The organism is Streptomyces sp. SID13031, from assembly GCF_010548305.1.
GTDB lineage: Bacteria > Actinomycetota > Actinomycetes > Propionibacteriales > Kribbellaceae > Kribbella.
The window spans coordinates 181,666-200,644 of record NZ_JAAGLV010000004.1 but is presented as its reverse complement, the minus strand read 5'-3'; the positions used below and the strand labels follow the sequence as shown (position 1 = coordinate 200,644).

Genomic DNA, 18,979 nt, shown 5'->3' with positions numbered 1-18,979 from the left:
CATTGCGGACGGCCGGCGAACTCGGGCTGAGGCACCAGGCGTCTCCGAACCAAGACATCCAGGCTCGCTCTACGGCCGCGGCAGTACCGCCAGGGCCGTTTCGCCGATCGCGCGCAGCGAGTCGGGGCTGCCTCCACCTTTGCCCAGCGCTTCGATACCGCGCAGCACGGCCAGCAGGAGTCCGGCGAGCCGGGCGGGGTCCGCGTCCGGCGCGATGTCACCCGCGCGCTGCGCCCCGGCGACACAGGCGGTGATGAGGTCCTCGATGGCCGTGAATGTCCGGCGGGCCGTCGCCGCGACGGCCTGGTCCTGCTCAGACAACTCGGCGGTTCCCTTGGCGAGCAGGCAGCCCCGCAGGCAAACGTCCGAGGCGGTGGCCTCAGCCACCTTCAGCACATGGGCGCTCAGTCGTTCATAGGCGACGGCGTCCGGGCCGTCGAGGGCTCGGCGCACGGCAGCGACCAGTTCGGCGCAATGGTCATCGAAGGTACGCAGGAACAACTGATGCTTGTCGCCGAAGGCGCCATAGAGGCTGCCCTTGCCCAGACCGGTGGCCGCGGCAATGTCATCCACCCTCGCCGCCGCGTAACCGGTCGACCAGAACTGGTCCCTGGCGACGCGCAGCACCTCTTCTTCATCGAAACCTCGGGGTCGCGCCATGGCCTCACAATATCCGTTCTTGACCATCTCGTCCAGAACAGACTACGTTGTGGACGAGATAGTCAAGAAAAACCCGACTCGAAAGGATGGGTGCCATGCGCCCCATGGATGGAAAGACGGCACTGGTCACCGGTGCCTCCAGTGGTATCGGACGGGCGATCGCCCAGCGCTTTGCCGATGACGGCGCCCGCGTCTACCTGACCGGCCGCCGCAAGGACGAACTCGAAGCCGCCGCCGAGGACATCGGGTCCAACGCCGTCGCCGTGCCGGGCGACGTCTCGCAGGCCGCCGACCTCGACCGGGTCATGGACGTCATCCGCGGCGACGGGCGGCAACTGGACGTCGTCGTGGCCAATGCCGGTGCGGGTGCCGGCGCCCGCCTCGCGGACGTCACCGAGGAGCAGTTCGACTTCGTCTTCGGTGTGAACACCAAGGGCAGCCTGATGACCGTACAGAAGTCGCTGCCCCTGCTCGCTCAACCCGCGTCGGTGATCCTGCTGGCCTCCTCCACAATCCATCAAGGCGCCGACGGAATGGGCATCTACGCGGCATCCAAGGCAGCCGTACGCAGCCTGGGCCGGACCTGGGCCGCGGAGCTGGCCCCGCGAGGCGTGCGCGTCAACGTCATCACACCCGGCCCGATCGCCACACCCGCGATCGAAGGCCTGGCCGCCAGGTTCGGCCAGAGCGTCGACGACTTCCACGGAGCGCTCTCCGCACAGCTGCCGCTGCAGCGCATGGGCCGCCCCGAAGAGGTCGCGGCACTGGCGGCTTTCCTCGCCGGCCCGGAGAGCTCGTTCATCACCGGCGCCGAACACTTCGTCGACGGCGGACAGATCCAGGTCTAACCGACCGAAGGAGGTGCCGGCCGCTGAGTTCGCGCACCACCTCCGCAGGCCAAACGGCCTTCCGCAAGATCGACTACACGTTTGAAGCGGAACTCGACTCAGTTCCGCTGCTATCCAACCTAGGCAATTGGTGAGTCATGCCAAGAAGTCCTGGACCGTCTGCACGACCGCCACGTGTGCGCCATCGACATCGCGGAACTCCGGGCAAAGGGCGACTATTCCACCATCGACCAGAGTTCCGATGTCGGCCCACCCACCCGTCCAAACCACGATCTCGACCTCGTCTGCGGGTTCACGAGACAGCCGGATCCCCAGGGATTCAGGCACTTCTACGCGGGCGCGGTCGCTCACGATCGGCTGGGGCCAAGCAGCTCGCTCGTCGCGCCAGGTGAACACACCAACCTGGGCAGAGCGTTCCCAGTCGGCAACCAGCATCGCCAGACGAGCCGCCAGCACATCAAGGTCGACGAGATGTTCCACGCCTACATCCTGCCGTATCCAGCCCGCCCGACCAGTTCGCGCACCAAGACGGTCAAACTCAGGGCGACCGTTGGAACGTCGTCAGGGGCGCGGTGGATGCCGCTCGGCCAACCGGACGGCATCGACATCGCCGCTGAGTTGCTGTGACCGACTTGTGCTGGATCAGACGTTAAATCTGAACTCCACCCGTCACCTCGCCAACCAACCTCAGCTGGCGCCGGAGGGAACGTGCGTCACGCCTGGTCGAGCTCCTCGACGGCTGCCACGAACTCCGGTCGGCCGACGGTGACCTTGCCAGTCCGCCGCCCGGCGAAGAAGCTCGGCTCAGGGTCCTTGAGCTGCCACCTGATGGTGACCTCATCAGCCTGACGCCAGCACAGGATGGTCGGCGCGATGCACAGGTGGCCCAAGTCGACGTCGCCTAGCTCGATCCAGTAACAGCCATCGGTCAGGCCGTACCAGCTCAGGCTCGACTGGTCGCCACCCAGGGTGCGGCCTCCGCCAATGACGCGTCAAGCATCTTCGCCGTCCAAGTCTTCGCTTCGGGAACCTTCCTCGCATGATTGTTCTTTCTTTTTCGACTTGAAAAACCTCGCTACGTTGGACCCAACGGCGCCCGCTGTTCCGACAATCGCGCCGCCTATGCTCGCAGCCTTGATCCGCGCCATTTCATCGGCTCGCTTCACGGCTGCCAGGTAGACCTCCGCGTCGACATTCGGAGGTGGGAGTTCCCTGAGATGCTCCATAAGTCGCTTCGATTGAATACGAAGAGTAATAAAGGTGAGGCCGCCCGACACCACTCCCCCCACCACCGGAACGACCTTGCTCACAGTCTTAGCGAAGCTCTGCTTGGTTACATGCACTCCGATAACCCGCAGCGTCTGCTTCATCGGGAGGTACCACGCGGTTTTAGTCAGGGCCACACTTGCGATCTTCTTTTGGACGGCTGGACGGGCGACTTGAACAGCAAAGAGACTCACTGAGACCGATGCACCGCCGACCCCCATCATTATGCCGAGGAACGCTGCAAGTATGCCCAAAGATTCATCATCCAAGTCATCGATGTCATCCAAGAACGACTGCCAACCATATATGTAGGCGATCTTCTGCATAACTCTGAAGGCGTGAACATAGAACTGAGTGATGTCAGCAGGCACCGTTCCGATCATTGCAAACCCGCCAGGCAAGCCCGCAGCGAACGACAATGCCGTGGATTTTCCAGTCTCGAACTCGATAACGCTCTTGGCGATCTCATCGAGCATGGTCGGCGAAATGCCAGCTACCGCCGGATTCTCACTGACAGCCCGAGCTATTGCGGCTGCACCGATACCTCTTTTGTGAAGCTCCGCCCTGAGGAATTGGGCCCGGTCAATGCGTACGCCACGTAGCCGTATGACTTTTTTCAGGAACGCTATGGCGAATTGCTCAGCCTCCCTGTCTTGCTCGGCCAGCATACTCGGATCGACACCTTCGTCTACCTTGAGGCTTTCACTGTCCAAGTCGCCGGTTATCGAAGGGTCCGCCGCAACTGCTTCTTTGCCTTTATAGTTTTCATCGCTCACAGCGCACATCATTCCCATGGTTTACGAAGTTGTCCATAGCTCATGCTCCGCTGTCAGGCAAACGAAAAGGCTGGTCCGCAGCAAGTAACTGCCGGACAGCCTATATCCGTATAGAGAACTAGACGTTAAACCTGAACTCGACCCGTTGACGTCATCGGCCAACAGGAGCAGGTGTCTAGCCGAGTTGCTGTACGAGGCTTTTGCAGTGTTCGCGTAGTACTGGCAGCGTGCGAGCGCCGACCTCGTTCGCACCGGGGACATCCTGGATGTTGGCCACGGCTTGCTCGAAAGCATCTGGATACCGCTCGGCCAAACCCCTGGTGCGATCGACCAGCAGATCTGTCTCCAGGCCTAGAGTTCCGGCGGCCTTGTCCCACTGCTTGCGCCTGATGCGACTGAAGATCCGCTCGCCACCGATGGAGAGTGCAACGCTTCGCTCAGCCGCCCCGCGGTCGTAGCTCAACCCTGTAGCGAGGTCGTAGAGCGGCGCGATCCGGCGTTGCCCCTCATGGGCCAGGAGAAGCGAGATGTTCTTCGAGTGCCCATCAGGCGCGCCGGCGACGAGATTGATGGCCGCAAAATCCGCGACTGCCATCAAGTCGTCCTCTCGCTGTGACGACCATTTCTTGACGACGCCGGCCATGTCGGTGAGCTGGGGACCGCCACGCGACTCGTACTTCGCCTCCGGGAGCCGACCGAGCGCCTGGCAGAAGTCCTCCTGATGAACGCGTACGACTGAACCGTCACCTCCAACGATCCGGTCGAAGCGCTCGATCACCAGCGCCCACTGGTCATCGAACCGAACGATGCGACTTGCGGCAACGTCGACTCCCAGGTCGGAGGCCGCTGCCATCGTGAGGTGCTCGACAACTGCCTGGTGGAGCAGAACCTTGATACCAGGCTTGATGATGTGCGTCGTGGCAGCGGATCCGTGTGCCTCGTGCCACTGGCCGTCGAGCAGCGTGAGAGCGAACTTTTCCTGCTGTCCTCCCAACGACCAATGCTCGTCGGGCATCGTCCACCCGGCGGGCTCATCGATGAGTTCACGCAAGCGTTCGGCGATGTCGTCATCGCCGACAGGCTTGTACTCCGCGTTCCGGCTCAGCAGGTCTTCGACATCCTCGTAGTGACAGAACTGCACCGCACCGGGACATTCCCATCCCGTCTCGGCCAGGATCGCGAAGATGTCATCCGGCACCGCTCCGAGTCGGTCGGCCCATCGCCCGAGTGTCTCCCGATTCTCGGGAAGCAGCCCGCGCAAGTACGGCTCCACCCGATGCTCCGGATAGGCAGTAGGCGCGATCGGCAGTCGCAACGAAAGAGGAACGCTGCCGGAGTCCACATAGGCGTCGTCATAACTGAACGTCGGAAGGGCTCCTCGAGTCACCCGATCCAGGGACCCCACCACCTGCCCGTACAGCAGGACGGCCAAGCGCTCAGCCATGATCGGACGGGGGCGACTGAGGCTTACCGGCAGACCAGGCGCGGCGGCGGATCTCGGCGCTGCGCTGATGCTTGTCCATCAACTCCTGCATCGCCTGGGTATCCAGACTTACGCGACTGGCGGGAGCAGCGCTCGCTTCGTCCTCGGACAGCGCTGACGTGTACGAGCGAAGGACGAGAGACAAGTCCAGCGCCTCGAGAAGCCGCAGAATCTGCTCGAACTCCGCTCCACGATGACCGGCCTCGAGTTTCGCCAGCCAGGATCTCGAGACACCAGCTCGCCTGGCCAACTCGTGCTGACTCAACGCCAGACGCGTGCGCTCGGCCTTGATGGTCGCCCCGAACTTGCTCCAATCGCCAATGGTGATGTCGCGCACGGGTCTCCCTCCAACCGTTGTCTTCGTTCATAGACATCATGCCCTTGTCCACGAACGAAGACAAGCCGCCAGTGACTTCGAACGAAGACAACCGGTGTCGGTTCAGTGGTTGGACAGGAGGGTGGCGCCGGCTCGGATGGTGTCCCAATCGGTACTGCGGTGCCAGCCGCGGGCTCTCTCCAGCCAGCCTGAGCGGTCCTGGTACTCACGGCGGAGTTGATCAAGATCGAGTTCGACGCCGAGGGGTGGGGAGGCTTCGACCTCTGCGATGCGGACTTCCATCGCCGACAGCAGCGCCCGATCAAACTCCTCGATCGCAGCGACGAACTGGTCGGCGTCGACCGTCACGGCACCAGTCCGCGGTACTGCGAACTTGTTCGGCGCCCACACCGGCATCTCCCAGTCGATCGTCACCTGCCCATCACGACGCCGGCAACAGATTGCCGGACTATCGCGCAGGTACCCAAGATTCAGCCAGTGATCCGAGTACCAGGTCATCGCAGCGTCCGCCGAGTCGGAATCCACGTCATTCCACCCGAGCGAGTCGCCGCTGACGAAGTCGACCAGATCCGCCGGCACATCCTGCTTCACCGCAGAAAGAAACCGAACCGAATCAAGCCTTCAGACGTTGAAGCGGAATTCGACTCGATTGTGGCACCGATCAACATGACTGATGTCGGAGTATCCGGCGCGACCACGCCGTCGTGGAGATCCGCGAGGCACTCGTAGGCACCAGTGATCCCGAAACCGGCAGGCAGTCAGCCACTCTGCGCCGGGGGCTCCGCTGCGCGAAGAGTCAGGTTGATAGAGGTCGTATAGTCGGCCAGCTCCCGCAATTCGTCGCACCACTGCTTCAGGATCTTCTCACCCACAAGGTGGTCTGGCCGGTCCCTGTCGATCTTGACGAACACGTCAGAGCACCTCACATGCAGCCACTGGCCGCGCGCAAGCAGGTTGCGGCGTTTGAGGGCGGGCTGACACGGTCGAGGATGGCGTGGTCAACCGGCGAGTTGGCCTTGAGCCACTTCACACGCACTCCGACGTCTTGCGGTAGACCTTGTCGTGCGTGAGCCCTCGACTTTGCAGTTGCCCAGTCGACCATTGGGACGCTCTTGAGCTTCGCGATCCCAACGTCCGACGTATACTGATCGATGGAGCGGACGGGAATCGAACCCGCCTGGTAGAGATGATAAGCCCCGCCTGTCGGCCTTGACCCGCCCCTTCACTAGTAGGCCCCTGAGTTACTGCTCGGGGGCCTTCTTCGTTGGCAATACTCTAGCACGAGTGCAGCGATACCGACCCCAGCAGAGTAGTTTTCTCTGTTTCACTGACTCTAGGTGTCGGTGGCAACCCTCTGTTACTCTCTAACTGAAACGGAGGGTCCCATGAGTGAAGCTAGCCATAGGCACGGTGGACAGCGCCGCAAGTACCCGTCGCTCAACCTCGAGCAGGCAATCGAGCGAGCGCGCGTTTTATTCGAGCGCGAGCGATACAACGCTGCTCCTATCGATCTCGTTGCGAGGCACTGGGGCTTCAAGACGATCAAGACTGGCCCAGCCTCGACTGCCTACTCCGCCGTCAAACAGTTCGGCCTTCTCGATGAGACCGGCTCGGGCGACCAGCGCAAGGCCTCAATCAGTCAACGCGCCCGCGCGATCCTCACTGCACCTGAAGACGTACGAAGGTCAGAGATTCGTGAAGCGGCGCTTGAACCTACGATGAATCGGCAAATATGGGAGCGATATGGCATACACACCGGATCACCCGAGACCTTCAACTGGCACTTGATCAGCGAGATGGGCTTCTCTGACACCGGAGCGCGAGAGTTCGCTAAGCAGTACGAGGCAACTATCCACTTTGCAGGCCTAATGGATGAAGAGTTCCCAGCCTCGGTCGAAACGGACAGGGACGATTTGGGTAGCCTGGACAGTTCCGCAGCCAGTAACTACCCAGTCGCGCCGACTGTTGACGTCTGGCAGGCTTCGACAGGCGAGCGAGTTGAGGTTCCGGTCCATCACACCCCGTCGACGGTACGCCCGAGTCGCCACGCGATCCCGCTGGTCGGCGGCAAGGTCGTGATCCTAGAGGGCGAATTTCCGCTAACTGAGGCTGCATGGCAGGGCTTCATGACAGTCCTGCAGGCCTTCAAGCCCGGCCTGGTCCAACAAGACCAATCGCTGCCTAGCTCCGCCGCTGCATTCGACGAATCGTAGCGGACAAGCGCTCGGGACGGAGCGGCGCAAAGTCCAAACCCTCCCGCCAAGCGGCGAACCGGAATTCGACACCGATTCGTCATCGACCAGCCTCATGACCTGAAATCTCACGTAGCTTGCTGCGCTAGACGCTTGTAGTGTTCGCGCAGCGCCGGCATGGTTCAAGCATTGATCTCGTCCGCTCCGGGGATGTCTCGGACACTGTCTACCGCTCGTTCGAAGGCATCGGGATAGTGCTCGGCAAGTCCTTTGGCGCGGCCGATCAGCAGAGCACGGGGCCAGACTGAGAGTTCTGGCGGCCTTCTCCCATTGATTGCGCCCTATGCGGCGGAAGATCCGCTCACCTCCGCTGGAGAGAGCGATGCCCCTTGTCCATGAACGAAGACAAGTGCGTGCTGTCCTCGAACGAAGACACCGCGAGGCGCAGCGTCTATCGCTGAACGAGCCTTCAACGAAGATCACCTCGCGTGCTTGCGCCGGAGGCGGTGTCCTTTGGACGTTGGAGGCGGTTAGACGTTAAATCTGAATTCGACGACGTCGCCGTCGGCCATGATGTAGTCCTTGCCTTCGATTCTGACCTTGCCGGCTGATTTGGCGGCGGCCATGGAGCCGGCTTCCATCAGGTCGGTGAAGGAGACGATCTCGGCCTTGATGAAGCCGCGCTGGAAGTCGGTGTGGATGACGCCGGCGGCTTCGGGGGCGGTGGCGCCCTTTTTGATGGTCCAGGCTCGGGATTCCTTCGGGCCTGCGGTGAGGTAGGTCTGCAGGCCTAGGGTTTCGAAGCCTACGCGGGCCAGGACGTCCAGGCCGGGCTCTTCTACGCCCATCTCGTTGAGCATCTCGCGGGCCTCGTCCTCGTCGCCGAGCTCGACCAGCTCGGCCTCGAACTTGGCGTCGAGGAAGATCGCCTCGGCCGGGGCGACCAGATCGCGCATCCCCTGCTTGAGGGATTCGTCGGCGAGCTCGTCCGCGTCGCAGTTGAAGACGAAGATGTACGGCTTGGCCGTCATCAACATGAGCTCGCGGATCGCGTCGCGGTCGACGTTGGTGGCGATGATCGGCGTACCGGCTTCGAGGTGCTTCTGCGCCTCGCGGACCGCCTCCAGGACGGCGACGCCCTCCTTCTTCAGCCGGGCTTCCTTCTCCAGCCGCGGGATCGCCTTCTCGACGGTCTGCAGGTCGGCCAGGATCAGCTCGGTCTGGATCGTGGAGATGTCGTCGGCCGGGTTCACCTTGCCGTCGACGTGGGTGACGTCGTCGTCGCGGAACACCCGGGTGACCTGGCAGATCGCGTCGCCCTCGCGGATGTGGCTGAGGAATTTGTTGCCCAGCCCCTCACCCTCCGACGCGCCCCGGACGATGCCGGCGATGTCGACGAACTGCACGGTCGCCGGCAACTGCTTGGCCGACCCGAAGAGCTCGGCGAGCTTGCCCAGCCGCGCGTCCGGTACGCCGACCACCCCGACATTGGGCTCGATCGTCGCGAACGGGTAGTTCGCCGCGAGCACGTTGTTCTTGGTCAGCGCGTTGAAGAGCGTGGACTTGCCCGCATTGGGGAGCCCGACGATTCCGATGGAGAGTGCCACGGGCAGCAAGAGTACGCGGCCGAACCCGCCCCACCCCAATCCGCCGACCAGCCGGTACTGCGAACCGCCCGCCGCGCGACGCAGTACGGGCTAGATGACGAAGGACTCCAGCTCCGAGTCGTACCACCGACTGGTCAGCCCCAGCGGCTGCATCCCGAGCCGGCGGCAGACGGCGAGCGAGGGCTGGTTGTCCGGGCGGACGACCGCGTAGATCTCCCCGAGACCCGCCTTGAACCCGTGCGTGATCGCGCCGTGCGCCGACTCCGTCGCCAGCCCGCGCCCCCACGCGTCGGGGTGTAAGTGCCAGCCGACCTCGACCTCACCCTTCGACGAAGGTCCCTCGGGCAGCGGTACCAGCAGTACGGTCCCCGCGATCGTCCCGGACGCCTTCTCCTCCACCGCCCAGATGCCGTGCACCGGATCCTCGTTGCGGGTGTTCCACCGCTCGATCACGCGCGACGCGGCGTCACGATCCGTCATCACCCGCGGGTCGGCGCCGAGCCAGCGCGACACCTCCCACCGGCGATAGATGTCGAACACCCGGTCGCCGTCCGCGTCGGTCCAGTCGCGTACGACCAGCCGGTCCGTCTCGTAGACCACCTTCGGATCCATCGCAGCACCTCCATCCGTTGGGAGTGATCTATCCGTCCCAACCAGTCGAGAGCAAGCAGCGTCTCCACTCTGTGACCAGTTGCAGAGAACTCATCAGCCACCGATCACGCCTCGTGTTCGGCTGCTCGCAATTCCTGCGGTTCGGCCGCACCCAACTCGTCTCCTGCCTGTTCCCCGCCGCGCTCTTCGCCGGCCTGGCGATCTCGAAGTACATCGACCTCCCGATCGCCCGGTACGACGCCCTGCTCGGCTTCTGCCTGCTGCTCACCTTGGGGTGCTGGCTGGCCGGGCTGGAGACCTGGCGCGAGATCGCGGTGATCTTCGGCTTCCACCTGATCGGGCTCGGGCTGGAGCTGTTCAAGGTCCAGATCGGCTCCTGGCAGTACCCGGGTGACGCGGTGACGAAATTCGCCGGGGTGCCGCTGTTCGCGGGCTTCATGTACGCCGCGGTCGGTAGCTACATCTGCCAGGCGTGGCGGCGGTTCGACCTGCGGGTGAGCGGCTATCGGCCGGTTCTCACCACCGTGCTCGCAGTACTGATCTACGGGAACTTCTTCACCCACCACTGGCTGCCCGATCTGCGCATCCCGATCGCGCTGGGACTTCTGCTCGTACTGCGGCGCACCTGGGTCTTCTACACCGTCGGCACCCGGCGGTACCGGATGCCGCTGGCGCTGTCGTTCGCGCTGATCGGCTTCTTCCTCTGGATCGCGGAGAACTTCGGCACCTTCCTGGATGCCTGGAACTACCCCGACCAGGTGAGCGTCTGGCGGCTGGTGCACCCGGCGAAGTTCGGCGCCTGGGCGCTGCTGGTCAGCATGAGTTTCGTCCTGGTCGCGAGCGTGAAGTCGTTGGAGGGAAGGCTTTACCACCGCGGAACGCCGGCCTCGGTCGTGACTCCCAAGGCGACTGAGATCTCCCTGCAACACAGCCCTGCCAACCAGGTCCAAATGTAAGGCGTCTTACCGATGAAAGCTCCTTGAGGGGGAGCGTATCTGGGGAACATCCGCCTGATCTGCAAGGGAGCATCATGTCCCGCAAGCTAGCCGCCATCATCGGTACCGGGGTCGCAGCCGCCCTGGTCGTGGGCTCGCTGATCGCCTTGGCGCTGGGGCACACCAACCAGCCCAAGCCGACGTCGGCCTCCGCACCGAACACTGCGATCACCCCGTCGTCGACGCCGATCGAGACGCCGACCCCGACGCCGCCCGGCAACTCGGGTGGACCGGAGTCCGGCAAGCCGCGCACGCCGGCCGGTGACCCGACCGCGGCCGCGATCGCCGGCAACAAGAAGGTGCTGTTCTTCAGCTTCGACGACGGCCCGGACCCGGTCTGGACGCCACGTATTCTGCGGGTGCTGGCGAAGTACGGTGCCCACGCAACGTTCTTCGAGCTCGGCAACATGCAGGCCGCGCACCCCGGGCTGCGCGAGCAGGTCCTTGCTGCAGGCAACACCATCGGCAGCCACTCGATCTCACACCCGCAGCTGACCGCGATCACACCGGCCAAGCGCCATCACGAGATCTTCGACGGCCCGCAGTCCAAGTGCTTCCGCCCGCCGTACGGTGCGTCGAACCCGAAGGTGCGCGCCGAGATCCTGGCCGCCGGGATGGTCCAGGTGCTCTGGGACGTCGACCCGCGCGACTGGGCCCGGCCCGGCGTCCACGCGATCGTCCACAACATCATGACCCACGCGCAGAAGCACAACATCATCCTGATGCACGACGGCGGCGGCGACCGCACCCAGACCGTCGCGGCCCTCGACAAGGCACTGCGCCTGCTGAAGGCCCAGGGCTACACCTTCGCCGCGATGGCCTGCTGAAAGCTGCACGCGCTTGATCTCAAGGGCACTTGAAGTCCTAGCGTCGCGGCATGGCACTCATGACGGACCATGCCGCGACCGGCTCCTGGCGCGAGCTCCTCGGCCGCAGGTACGCCCCGGTGGCGGTCGTACTGGCCGGTGGGGTGCTGATGGAAGCGAGCACCGTCTACCTCACCACCAGTCTGCTACCGACGATCGTCGACGACATCGGCGGTACCGGCTTCTACGCCTGGACGATGACGGCCTTCCTGGTCGCGTCGGTGATCAGCTCGATGCTGGTGAGCCGGATCCTCACCACGCGGGGCTCGATGGTCGCCTACCTGCTGGCGTTCGGGCTGTTCGGTCTCGGCTCCCTGATCGCGGCGGCCAGCCCGGGCATCGGGATCTTCCTTGCAGGGCGGGCCGTGCAAGGCTTCGGTGGCGGTCTCCTGGCAGGGCTCGGCTACGCGCTCATCCAGCGGTCGCTGCCTGAGCGGTTGTGGGCCAAGGGTGCTGCGCTGGTGTCGGCGATGTGGGGTGTCGGCAATCTGGTCGGGCCCTCCGCCGGTGGCGCCTTCGGGCAACTCGGGGTCTGGCGGCCGGCTTTCGGGTTGCTGGTCGCGCTGGCCGCAGTACTGATGGTTGTCGTGGTGCGGGTGATTCCGCGGACCGAGCGTTCAGCATCCAGTTCCGCAGTACCGGGGATCTCGCTGGTCCTGTTGACCGCGGCCGTCGCGATGGTCAGCGTTGCGAGCATCGTGCCGGCCGGAGTCGCGACCGCGGTGGTGCTGATCGCCGGGCTGGGGCTCGGCGCCGGGTTCGTCGCCTACGAGCGGACCGCCAAGGCAGCCGTCCTGCCGCGGGTCGTCTTTGCCCGGGGCAAGTCTTTGAAGTGGGTCTACCTGACCGTCGGGATCCTTGCCTTCGGCACCGGAACCGAGGCGTTCATCCCGCTGTTCGGTCAGGAGCTGGGCGGGATGTCGCCGCTGCTGGCCGGGTTCCTCGGGGCGGCCCTGTCCCTCGGCTGGTCGTTGAGCCAAACCATCAGCGCCGGCGCCAACCGCCCCGGCGTCGTACGCCGGATGATCGTCGGCGGACCCATCTTGCTGGCGATCGGGCTCGCCGCGCACTCCGCCCTGCAGCAGGACGGGCCGCCCGCAATCGTGGCCGGCCTGTGGTTCGTGACCCTGTTCGCGGCCGGCGCCGGGATCGGGATCGCCTTCCCCCACCTGGCCGTCGCAGCCTTCAGCAGCGTCGAGGACGAGGAGGAGGCAGCCAAGGCCTCCGCAGGCATCAACACGGTCTTCCTGATGGCCAGCGCCTTCAGCGCGGCCCTGGCCGGCGTACTGGTCAAACTGGGCGAACCCTCCGTACTCTCCTCCGCGCATTTCCTGCTCTACACCTTCGCCTTCGCGGCCGCGCTCGGCGCCTTCCCCGCCTGGCGCATCACCCGCTCGCGCACGGTCCGTAAGGCTGAGGAGCCACAGCTCACACCCTGAGGTTTCGAGCCGCCGGGCTCGTCGTCCAGAAATTGTCGGCGGCGTCTGCGACTGTCTGTGACATGACCGGTACCGCGGTTCTGCTGCTCTTGGTTTTCCTGCTGGTCGGGCTCGGGCTCGGCTGGGTGTTCGGCGTGCTCTGGTCGCGCGGCCGCGATGGCGCTTCGCTCGCGCGGATCACGGCCGAGCGGGATGCGGCCGAGGATCGGGTGGTCGAGCTCACCCAGGAGCGGACGACGGTCGGGCAACAGATGTCCGGGCAGGCGGTCGTGAAGGAGTCGCTCGACCGGTTGCATGCCCAGCTCAACCAACTGGAGAAGGGCCGCGCCGCCTGGCAGAGCCAGTTGCACCAACAGGTGAACGAAGTACGGATGAGTGGCGAGGCGTTGCGTCGCGAGACCGCCTCGCTGTCGACCGCGCTGCGCAAACCACAGGTGCGCGGGCGATGGGGCGAGCTGCACCTGCGCCGTACGGTCGAGCTGGCCGGTATGGTCGCGCACTGCGACTTCACCGAGCAGACGACGACCGTGAGCGACGACGGCCTGCTGCGCCCGGACATGGTGGTGAGACTTGCCGAGGGCAAGAACCTCGTCGTCGACTCGAAGGTCCCGCTGGCGGCCTTCCTGGAGGCAGCCGAGAGCGACGACCCGGACTTCCGCGAGGAGCGCCTGCGCGCCCACGCGCGGCACCTCCGCACCCACGTCGACCAGCTCTCGGCGAAGGCCTACTGGTCGAGACTCCCGTCGACCCCCGAGTTCGTCATCCTCTTCGTCCCCGGCGAGTCCTTCCTGTCCGCCGCCCTGGACGTGGAGCCGATCCTGCTCGAGTACGCCGCCGAACGCCGGGTCATCCTCGCGACCCCCACCACCCTGATCGCCACCCTGCGCGCGGCCGCCTATGCCTGGAACCAATCAGCCCTCACCGAATCGGCTCAACAGGTCTTCGAGCTCGGCCGCGAACTCTACGAACGCCTCGGCACCATGGGCGACCACCTCAACCGGGTAGGCCGCTCCCTCACCTCGGCCGTCGACGCCTACAACAGCACCGTCGGCTCCTTCGAACGCCGAGTCTTCACCACCGCCCGCAAACTCCGGGACCTCCACGTCACCGAAGCCGAACTCACCGCGATGGAATCCATCGAGGCCTCCGCCCGTCCCCTGACAGCCCCCGAGTTCCTGGCACTGGACGACGACACCCCCGACACCCACCGCTGGCTCCCCGGCCCCACCCTCGACAAAACCCACCGCGAACCCCCACCCCTCCCCGGCCTGGACTCCCAAACGGGCTGATCGCGCCGGCCGGTCGGCATATCAAGCGTCGGAAAGCCGCCAGGGGCCAGGTGTTGACACGGCTGGAAGCGGGTCCAAGTATGAGAGCGCTCTCACTCACCCGATGGCTCACCGTCCCTCGTCGGGTGAGCAGTGGGTACCGCCCGCCCCCGGCGGTGACTGCGCCCTGGTAAACGCAGCCCCCTCTGCGGTCGTCCGGTGCTCCGCCTTCCTCTCGCACGGGACAAACCTGAGGAGGAATTGTGCGCATCAAACACAAGCTGCTGGCGGTTCTGGCCGCCGCGAGTACCATCGCCGCCGGGCTGGTCGCGAGCGTCGCGATCCCGGCCGAAGCGGTGCCGGCGACCATTCCGCTGAAGATCACCAACAGTTCCGGCCGTGGCGACGCCGTCTACATCTACAACCTCGGTACCAACCTGCAGACCGGCCAGCAAGGCTGGGCCGATGCCGCGGGCAACTTCCACGCGTGGCCGGCCGGCGGCAACCCGCCCACCCCGGCTCCCGACGCCTCGATCGCCGGGCCCGGCAACGGCGGGTCGATCACGATCCGGATGCCGAAGTTCTCCGGCCGGGTCTACTTCTCCTACGGTCAGAAGCTCGTCTTCAAGCTGACCACCGGCGGCCTCGTGCAGCCCGCGGTCCAGAACCCGAGCGACCCCAACCGCAACATCCTGTTCAGCTGGACCGAGTACACGCTCAACGACTCCGGCCTGTGGATCAACAGCACCCAGGTCGACATGTTCTCGGTCCCGTACGCGGTCGGCGTCCAGCAGGGCAGCGGCGGCACGCTGACCACCGGCCACCTCAAGCCAGGCGGCTACAACAACTTCTTCAACGCGCTCCGCGGGCAACCGGGCGGCTGGGCGAACCTGATCCAGACAGCACCCAACGGGACCATACTGCGCGCACTCGCGCCGCTCTACGGCGTCGAGACCGGCGCCCTGCCGGGCAACATCATGGACGACTACATCAACCGGGTCTGGTCGAAGTACAGCTCGCAGACGCTGACCGTCACGCCGTTCACCAACCAGCCGAACACCAAGTACTTCGGCCGCGTCTCGGGCAACGTCATGAACTTCACCAACACCGCCGGCGCCGTGGTGACCTCGTTCCAGAAGCCCAACGCGACCAGCATCTTCGGTTGCGCGGGTCTGCTCGACGCCCCGAACGACCTGGTCCGCGGCCCGATCTCCCGCACGCTGTGCGCCGGCTACAACCGGTCGACGCTGCTGACCAACCCGAACCAGCCCGACCCGAACAACTCGGGCTTCTACCTGGACAACGTCACCAACCACTACTCCCGCAAGATCCACGCGCAGATGGTCGACGGCAAGGCCTACGGCTTCGCCTTCGACGACGTCGGCGCCCACGAGGCCCTCGTCCACGACGGAAACCCGCAGCAGGCCTACATCACCCTCGACCCCTTCAACTGAGACACAGCAGTAACTGAGGCACAGCAGTAACCGACCCACCACCAGCCCACCCCGGATCCCGGCAGCTGCCCGCGCGGGATCCGGGGTGTTCTATGCCCTTGACACCCCACAACCGTTAGTGGCAGCTTACCGTTCGTGGGTACTTACCAAGCAGGAGCCGTCCTCGACGCGCTCGGCGATCCGACCAGGCGCACGATCCTGGAGACCCTGCGCCGCACCGGGCCGAGCTCGGTCGCCGGGCTGGCCGAGCGCGTGCCCGTGAGCCGCCCGGCGATCTCCCAGCACCTGAAGGTGCTCGGCCTCGCCGGTCTCGTCGACCACAAGGCCCAGGGCACCCGGAACATCTACCGCATCGACCGCGCCGGCCTCGACGAAGTACGGGACTGGCTCGACCAGTTCTGGGGTGACGCGCTGGACGCGTTCGCGGAGCACGTACGACGGACCGAGAAGGAGCAGCCATGAGCATCGCGCCGGTCGTGAAACGGGTGGTCGTGAAAGCCACCCCGGAACGCGCATTCGAGCTGTTCACCGCCAAGCTCGCCGACTGGTGGCCGCTCGCCACCCACTCGATCGGCGCGGCCAAGGCGACCGGTGTCGAGCTCGAGGGCGCCGTCGGCGGCCGCATCGTCGAGTACGGCGAGGACGGCCCGCTCGGCTACTGGGGCACGGTGTCCGACTGGGACCCACCCAAGTCCCTCTCCTTCACCTGGCACCCCGGCACCGACCCCAAGCAGGCCGGCAGCGTCACGGTCAGCTTCAAGCCGGTGGACGACTGCACCGAGGTAGAGCTGGTCCACACCGGCTGGGAGCGCCGCCCCGACGGCGCCGATGCTCGCGAGAGCTACAACACCGGCTGGGACTACGTCCTCGACTTCTACGTCACCAGCAGCCGATAGTGAGTGCATGGCGAACGCTCCGGTCGACCCCGCTGCCCTAGCCGCCACACTCCGCCCCCACGGCGAGTCAGTGATGCTGCCGCAGGCGGCCTACATAGATCCCGCAGTACTCGCCTGGGAGCGTCGCAACTTCTTCGCCGGGACCTGGACCTGTCTGGGACGAGCAGACGAACTAGCAGCCGGTACTACATACAGCGCGACGACTGTGGGCGACGTAGGAGTGCTCCTGACCTTCGGCGAGCAGCCACGCGCTTTCGCCAACACCTGCAGGCATCGCGGCCATGAACTGTTGCCGCGAGGCGACTCCAGCGAACGCAGAGCCGTGGTCTGCCCGTACCACGGCTGGTCGTACGAGCTGGATGGAGCAGTCAAGGCAGCACCCCGGATGGGCGACACCTTCGACCCTGCGCCGTACAGCCTGGTCGAGCTGCCCACAGAGGTGTGGAGCGGCTGGCTCTTCGTCAACGCACTCGGTACTGCGCCACCGTTCAGCGAGCACGTGGGCGGGCTGGCCGGCCTGGTGGCGCCGTACCGGCCGGAGGCGTTGACCTTGAAGGCCCGACACAGCTACGACGTCGCGTCGAACTGGAAGACGATCGTGGAGAACTACCACGAGTGCTACCACTGCCCGCTGATCCACCCGGAGCTCTGCAAGGTCTCACCACCGACCTCCGGCGACAACTGGGACCTCCCCGGCGCCTGGGTCGGCGGCCTGATGGACCTGCGCCCGGACGCCGAAACCATGTCCCTGGACGGTAGATCCCACGGAGTGCCGCTGCCCGGCGTGAACCCGCGCACCGTCAACTACGTGGGACTCTTCCCGAACCTGCTCATCTCACTGCACCCCGACTACGTGATGACCCACCGCCTCGAGCCCCGGACGCCGAACCTGACGGCGATCGAGTGCTCCTGGCACTTCCCCGCCGAAGTCGCCGACCCGGCCTACGCCGTCGACTTCTGGGACATCACCAACCGCGAGGACTGGGCCGCCTGCGAGTCCGTCCAGCGCGGCGCCGAGTCACCCCACTTCCGCCCCGGCCCGCTCGCCCCCGCCGAGGACGCCGTCTACCAGTGGGTGACGATGCTCGCGAGAGGTTACCTGGGCAAAAGTCTTACCCAGTAAAGAAATTTGCTCAGTAAAGAAGATCAGTAGCCGAGGGTGAAGCGACGCCGCTGGTGCGCCGGCTTCTCGAGTTCATCCACCAAAGCGACGGCGTAGTCCTCGGCGGAGATGTGGTGACCGACCGGCTCATCCAGCCCAAGCCGGAAAACCCCGGTCCGCTCGCCAGGCTCGATCACGTGAGCAGGCGACAACAACGTCCAGTCCAGCTCACTGGGGGCCTCGCGCAAGGTGTCGAGCACCCCGGCGACGATCAGCGCCTCACTCTTGTAGATCTCCGGAAACTCCGGCCCGTCCACCAACCGCTTGCCATCGACAACCAAACTTCCGGCGCCACCGACCACCAGCAACCGAGTCCCACCGGCCGCGGCGATCAGCACGTCGATGGCATCCACGAACTCCTGCGGATCCCCACCCGTCCGGCTCGGCCCCATCGCCGACACCAGGACGTCGACCGACGAGGCGATCTCCTTCACCGACGCGGCATCGTTCGCGCTCCCCACCACAGCCCGTACGCCGGCAGGCTGCTCGCCACCCGACCGGGTGATCCCGATGACCTCGTGCCCCCGGCCGACCGCTTCAGCGGCGACCCGGCTCCCGATCATCCCGCTCGCACCGTAGATCGCGATCTTCACAGCAACTCTCCTTCGTCGGACCGACTCAACGACACCGATAGTAACCATTGGTTACTGGCTACTTCAACGTGCTATAAGTACCTGGTGGTTACTAATGGAGAGCACCTGGTCGCCAAGCTGTACGACCGCGGCAACCTGTTCGACCCGGACTGCCCGACCCGGGTCATCCTGGACCGGATCGGCGACAAGTGGACCGTGCTCGCCGTCCTGCTGCTGAGCAACGGCCCACTGAGATTCACCCAGCTCCGCGACGGCATCGGCCGGGTCGCCCCCAAGGTCCTCACCCAGACCCTCCGCAGGCTGGAGCGCGACGGCCTGGTCACCCGCGAGGTCTTCGCCGAAGTACCGCCGCGCGTCGTCTACACGCTGACCCCGCTGGGCCAGTCCCTGATCGGCCCGATCCGCGCGGTCAGCGACTGGGCCGAGGTGCACGTCCCGGCCATCACAGCCGCTCAGCACAGTTACGACCTCGACTCCGCCTGATCACGACTCAATCTTTCGCCCCCACTCGGTCATCACACTGCT

At 65.2% G+C, this 18,979-nt stretch carries 21 protein-coding genes and 1 pseudogene; 12 read left to right on the top strand and 10 right to left on the bottom strand.

All coding sequences use genetic code 11. The annotated features are described in order from the left end of the window. Window positions 1-69 precede the first annotated feature (69 nt). The gene (locus G3I17_RS10755) at window positions 70-660 is read right to left on the bottom strand and encodes a TetR/AcrR family transcriptional regulator (protein WP_164596051.1); all 591 of its coding nucleotides are present in this window, start codon (window positions 658-660) and stop codon (window positions 70-72) included. 95 nt (window positions 661-755) lie between these two features. Here G3I17_RS10755 and G3I17_RS10750 point away from each other — a divergent pair, with 95 nt between their 5' ends. Together G3I17_RS10750 and G3I17_RS10745 are read left to right on the top strand one after the other, a co-directional pair. Beyond that, entirely contained in the window at window positions 756-1,508 is a 753-nt protein-coding gene (locus G3I17_RS10750; RefSeq protein WP_164595819.1) for an SDR family oxidoreductase, read from the top strand. A gap of 174 nt (window positions 1,509-1,682) precedes the next feature. After that, on the top strand, window positions 1,683-2,135 hold the full coding sequence (locus tag G3I17_RS10745) for a hypothetical protein (RefSeq protein WP_164595818.1): 453 nt from the start codon (window positions 1,683-1,685) through the stop codon (window positions 2,133-2,135). Window positions 2,136-2,221: 86 nt separating this feature from the next. On the opposite strand, the gene G3I17_RS10740 is transcribed toward G3I17_RS10745, so the two are convergent. The 6 genes and pseudogenes from G3I17_RS10740 to G3I17_RS10715 all read right to left on the bottom strand — a co-directional run bounded on the left by G3I17_RS10740 (window position 2,222) and on the right by G3I17_RS10715 (window position 6,281). Continuing rightward, entirely contained in the window at window positions 2,222-2,398 is a 177-nt protein-coding gene (locus G3I17_RS10740) for a DUF5984 family protein (RefSeq protein WP_164595817.1), read from the bottom strand. 102 nt (window positions 2,399-2,500) lie between these two features. Further along, window positions 2,501-3,550: a hypothetical protein gene (locus G3I17_RS10735; RefSeq protein ID WP_164595816.1), complete on the bottom strand. Its 1,050-nt coding sequence runs from the start codon at window positions 3,548-3,550 to the stop codon at window positions 2,501-2,503. Between the two features lie 175 nt (window positions 3,551-3,725). After that, window positions 3,726-4,994, bottom strand: a complete 1,269-nt coding sequence (locus G3I17_RS10730; protein ID WP_164595815.1) for a type II toxin-antitoxin system HipA family toxin — start codon at window positions 4,992-4,994, stop codon at window positions 3,726-3,728. After that, window positions 4,987-5,370 carry a helix-turn-helix domain-containing protein gene (locus G3I17_RS10725; protein WP_164595814.1) on the bottom strand — a complete coding sequence of 128 codons (384 nt, stop codon included), beginning with the start codon at window positions 5,368-5,370 and terminating at the stop codon, window positions 4,987-4,989. The genes G3I17_RS10730 and G3I17_RS10725 overlap by 8 nt, the downstream gene beginning before the upstream one ends. A gap of 102 nt (window positions 5,371-5,472) precedes the next feature. Beyond that, a pseudogene (locus tag G3I17_RS10720) lies at window positions 5,473-5,973 on the bottom strand (DUF5984 family protein); the annotation flags it as partial. 155 nt (window positions 5,974-6,128) lie between these two features. Then, window positions 6,129-6,281 (bottom strand): hypothetical protein, encoded by a 153-nt coding sequence (locus tag G3I17_RS10715; RefSeq protein WP_164595812.1) that lies wholly within the window; start codon window positions 6,279-6,281, stop codon window positions 6,129-6,131. A gap of 474 nt (window positions 6,282-6,755) precedes the next feature. Here G3I17_RS10715 and G3I17_RS10710 point away from each other — a divergent pair, with 474 nt between their 5' ends. Further along, complete coding sequence (locus tag G3I17_RS10710) at window positions 6,756-7,583, top strand: hypothetical protein (RefSeq protein WP_164595811.1); 828 nt, start codon at window positions 6,756-6,758, stop codon at window positions 7,581-7,583. A 509-nt stretch (window positions 7,584-8,092) separates the two neighbouring features. Here the strand turns inward: G3I17_RS10710 and ychF are convergent. Both ychF and G3I17_RS10700 read right to left on the bottom strand, forming a co-directional pair. Next, complete coding sequence (gene ychF, locus G3I17_RS10705; RefSeq protein WP_164595810.1) at window positions 8,093-9,169, bottom strand: redox-regulated ATPase YchF; 1,077 nt, start codon at window positions 9,167-9,169, stop codon at window positions 8,093-8,095. A gap of 90 nt (window positions 9,170-9,259) precedes the next feature. Then, on the bottom strand, window positions 9,260-9,781 hold the full coding sequence (locus G3I17_RS10700) for a GNAT family N-acetyltransferase (protein ID WP_164595809.1): 522 nt from the start codon (window positions 9,779-9,781) through the stop codon (window positions 9,260-9,262). Between the two features lie 71 nt (window positions 9,782-9,852). Here G3I17_RS10700 and G3I17_RS10695 point away from each other — a divergent pair, with 71 nt between their 5' ends. The 8 genes from G3I17_RS10695 to G3I17_RS10660 all read left to right on the top strand — a co-directional run bounded on the left by G3I17_RS10695 (window position 9,853) and on the right by G3I17_RS10660 (window position 17,822). Continuing rightward, window positions 9,853-10,737, top strand: a complete 885-nt coding sequence (locus tag G3I17_RS10695) for a DUF817 domain-containing protein (protein WP_343238262.1) — start codon at window positions 9,853-9,855, stop codon at window positions 10,735-10,737. Between the two features lie 74 nt (window positions 10,738-10,811). Then, the gene (locus G3I17_RS10690; protein WP_164595808.1) at window positions 10,812-11,603 is read left to right on the top strand and encodes a polysaccharide deacetylase family protein; all 792 of its coding nucleotides are present in this window, start codon (window positions 10,812-10,814) and stop codon (window positions 11,601-11,603) included. Between the two features lie 50 nt (window positions 11,604-11,653). Continuing rightward, a complete protein-coding gene (locus G3I17_RS10685; RefSeq protein ID WP_164595807.1) occupies window positions 11,654-13,081 on the top strand; it encodes an MFS transporter in 1,428 nt (475 codons plus the stop codon). Between the two features lie 62 nt (window positions 13,082-13,143). Beyond that, window positions 13,144-14,370 (top strand): DNA recombination protein RmuC, encoded by a 1,227-nt coding sequence (locus tag G3I17_RS10680; protein WP_164595806.1) that lies wholly within the window; start codon window positions 13,144-13,146, stop codon window positions 14,368-14,370. Between the two features lie 248 nt (window positions 14,371-14,618). Beyond that, complete coding sequence (locus G3I17_RS10675; RefSeq protein ID WP_343238272.1) at window positions 14,619-15,803, top strand: glycoside hydrolase family 64 protein; 1,185 nt, start codon at window positions 14,619-14,621, stop codon at window positions 15,801-15,803. Window positions 15,804-15,938: 135 nt separating this feature from the next. Next, a complete protein-coding gene (locus tag G3I17_RS10670) occupies window positions 15,939-16,265 on the top strand; it encodes a metalloregulator ArsR/SmtB family transcription factor (protein WP_164595804.1) in 327 nt (108 codons plus the stop codon). Then, window positions 16,262-16,699 (top strand): SRPBCC domain-containing protein, encoded by a 438-nt coding sequence (locus tag G3I17_RS10665; protein ID WP_164595803.1) that lies wholly within the window; start codon window positions 16,262-16,264, stop codon window positions 16,697-16,699. The genes G3I17_RS10670 and G3I17_RS10665 overlap by 4 nt, the downstream gene beginning before the upstream one ends. A 7-nt stretch (window positions 16,700-16,706) precedes the next feature. After that, the gene (locus G3I17_RS10660) at window positions 16,707-17,822 is read left to right on the top strand and encodes an aromatic ring-hydroxylating dioxygenase subunit alpha (protein WP_164595802.1); all 1,116 of its coding nucleotides are present in this window, start codon (window positions 16,707-16,709) and stop codon (window positions 17,820-17,822) included. Window positions 17,823-17,845: 23 nt separating this feature from the next. On the opposite strand, the gene G3I17_RS10655 is transcribed toward G3I17_RS10660, so the two are convergent. Beyond that, on the bottom strand, window positions 17,846-18,454 hold the full coding sequence (locus G3I17_RS10655; protein WP_164595801.1) for an NAD(P)H-binding protein: 609 nt from the start codon (window positions 18,452-18,454) through the stop codon (window positions 17,846-17,848). Between the two features lie 84 nt (window positions 18,455-18,538). Here G3I17_RS10655 and G3I17_RS10650 point away from each other — a divergent pair, with 84 nt between their 5' ends. Then, window positions 18,539-18,937: a helix-turn-helix domain-containing protein gene (locus G3I17_RS10650; protein WP_164595800.1), complete on the top strand. Its 399-nt coding sequence runs from the start codon at window positions 18,539-18,541 to the stop codon at window positions 18,935-18,937. The last annotated feature ends 42 nt before the right edge of the window (window positions 18,938-18,979 follow it).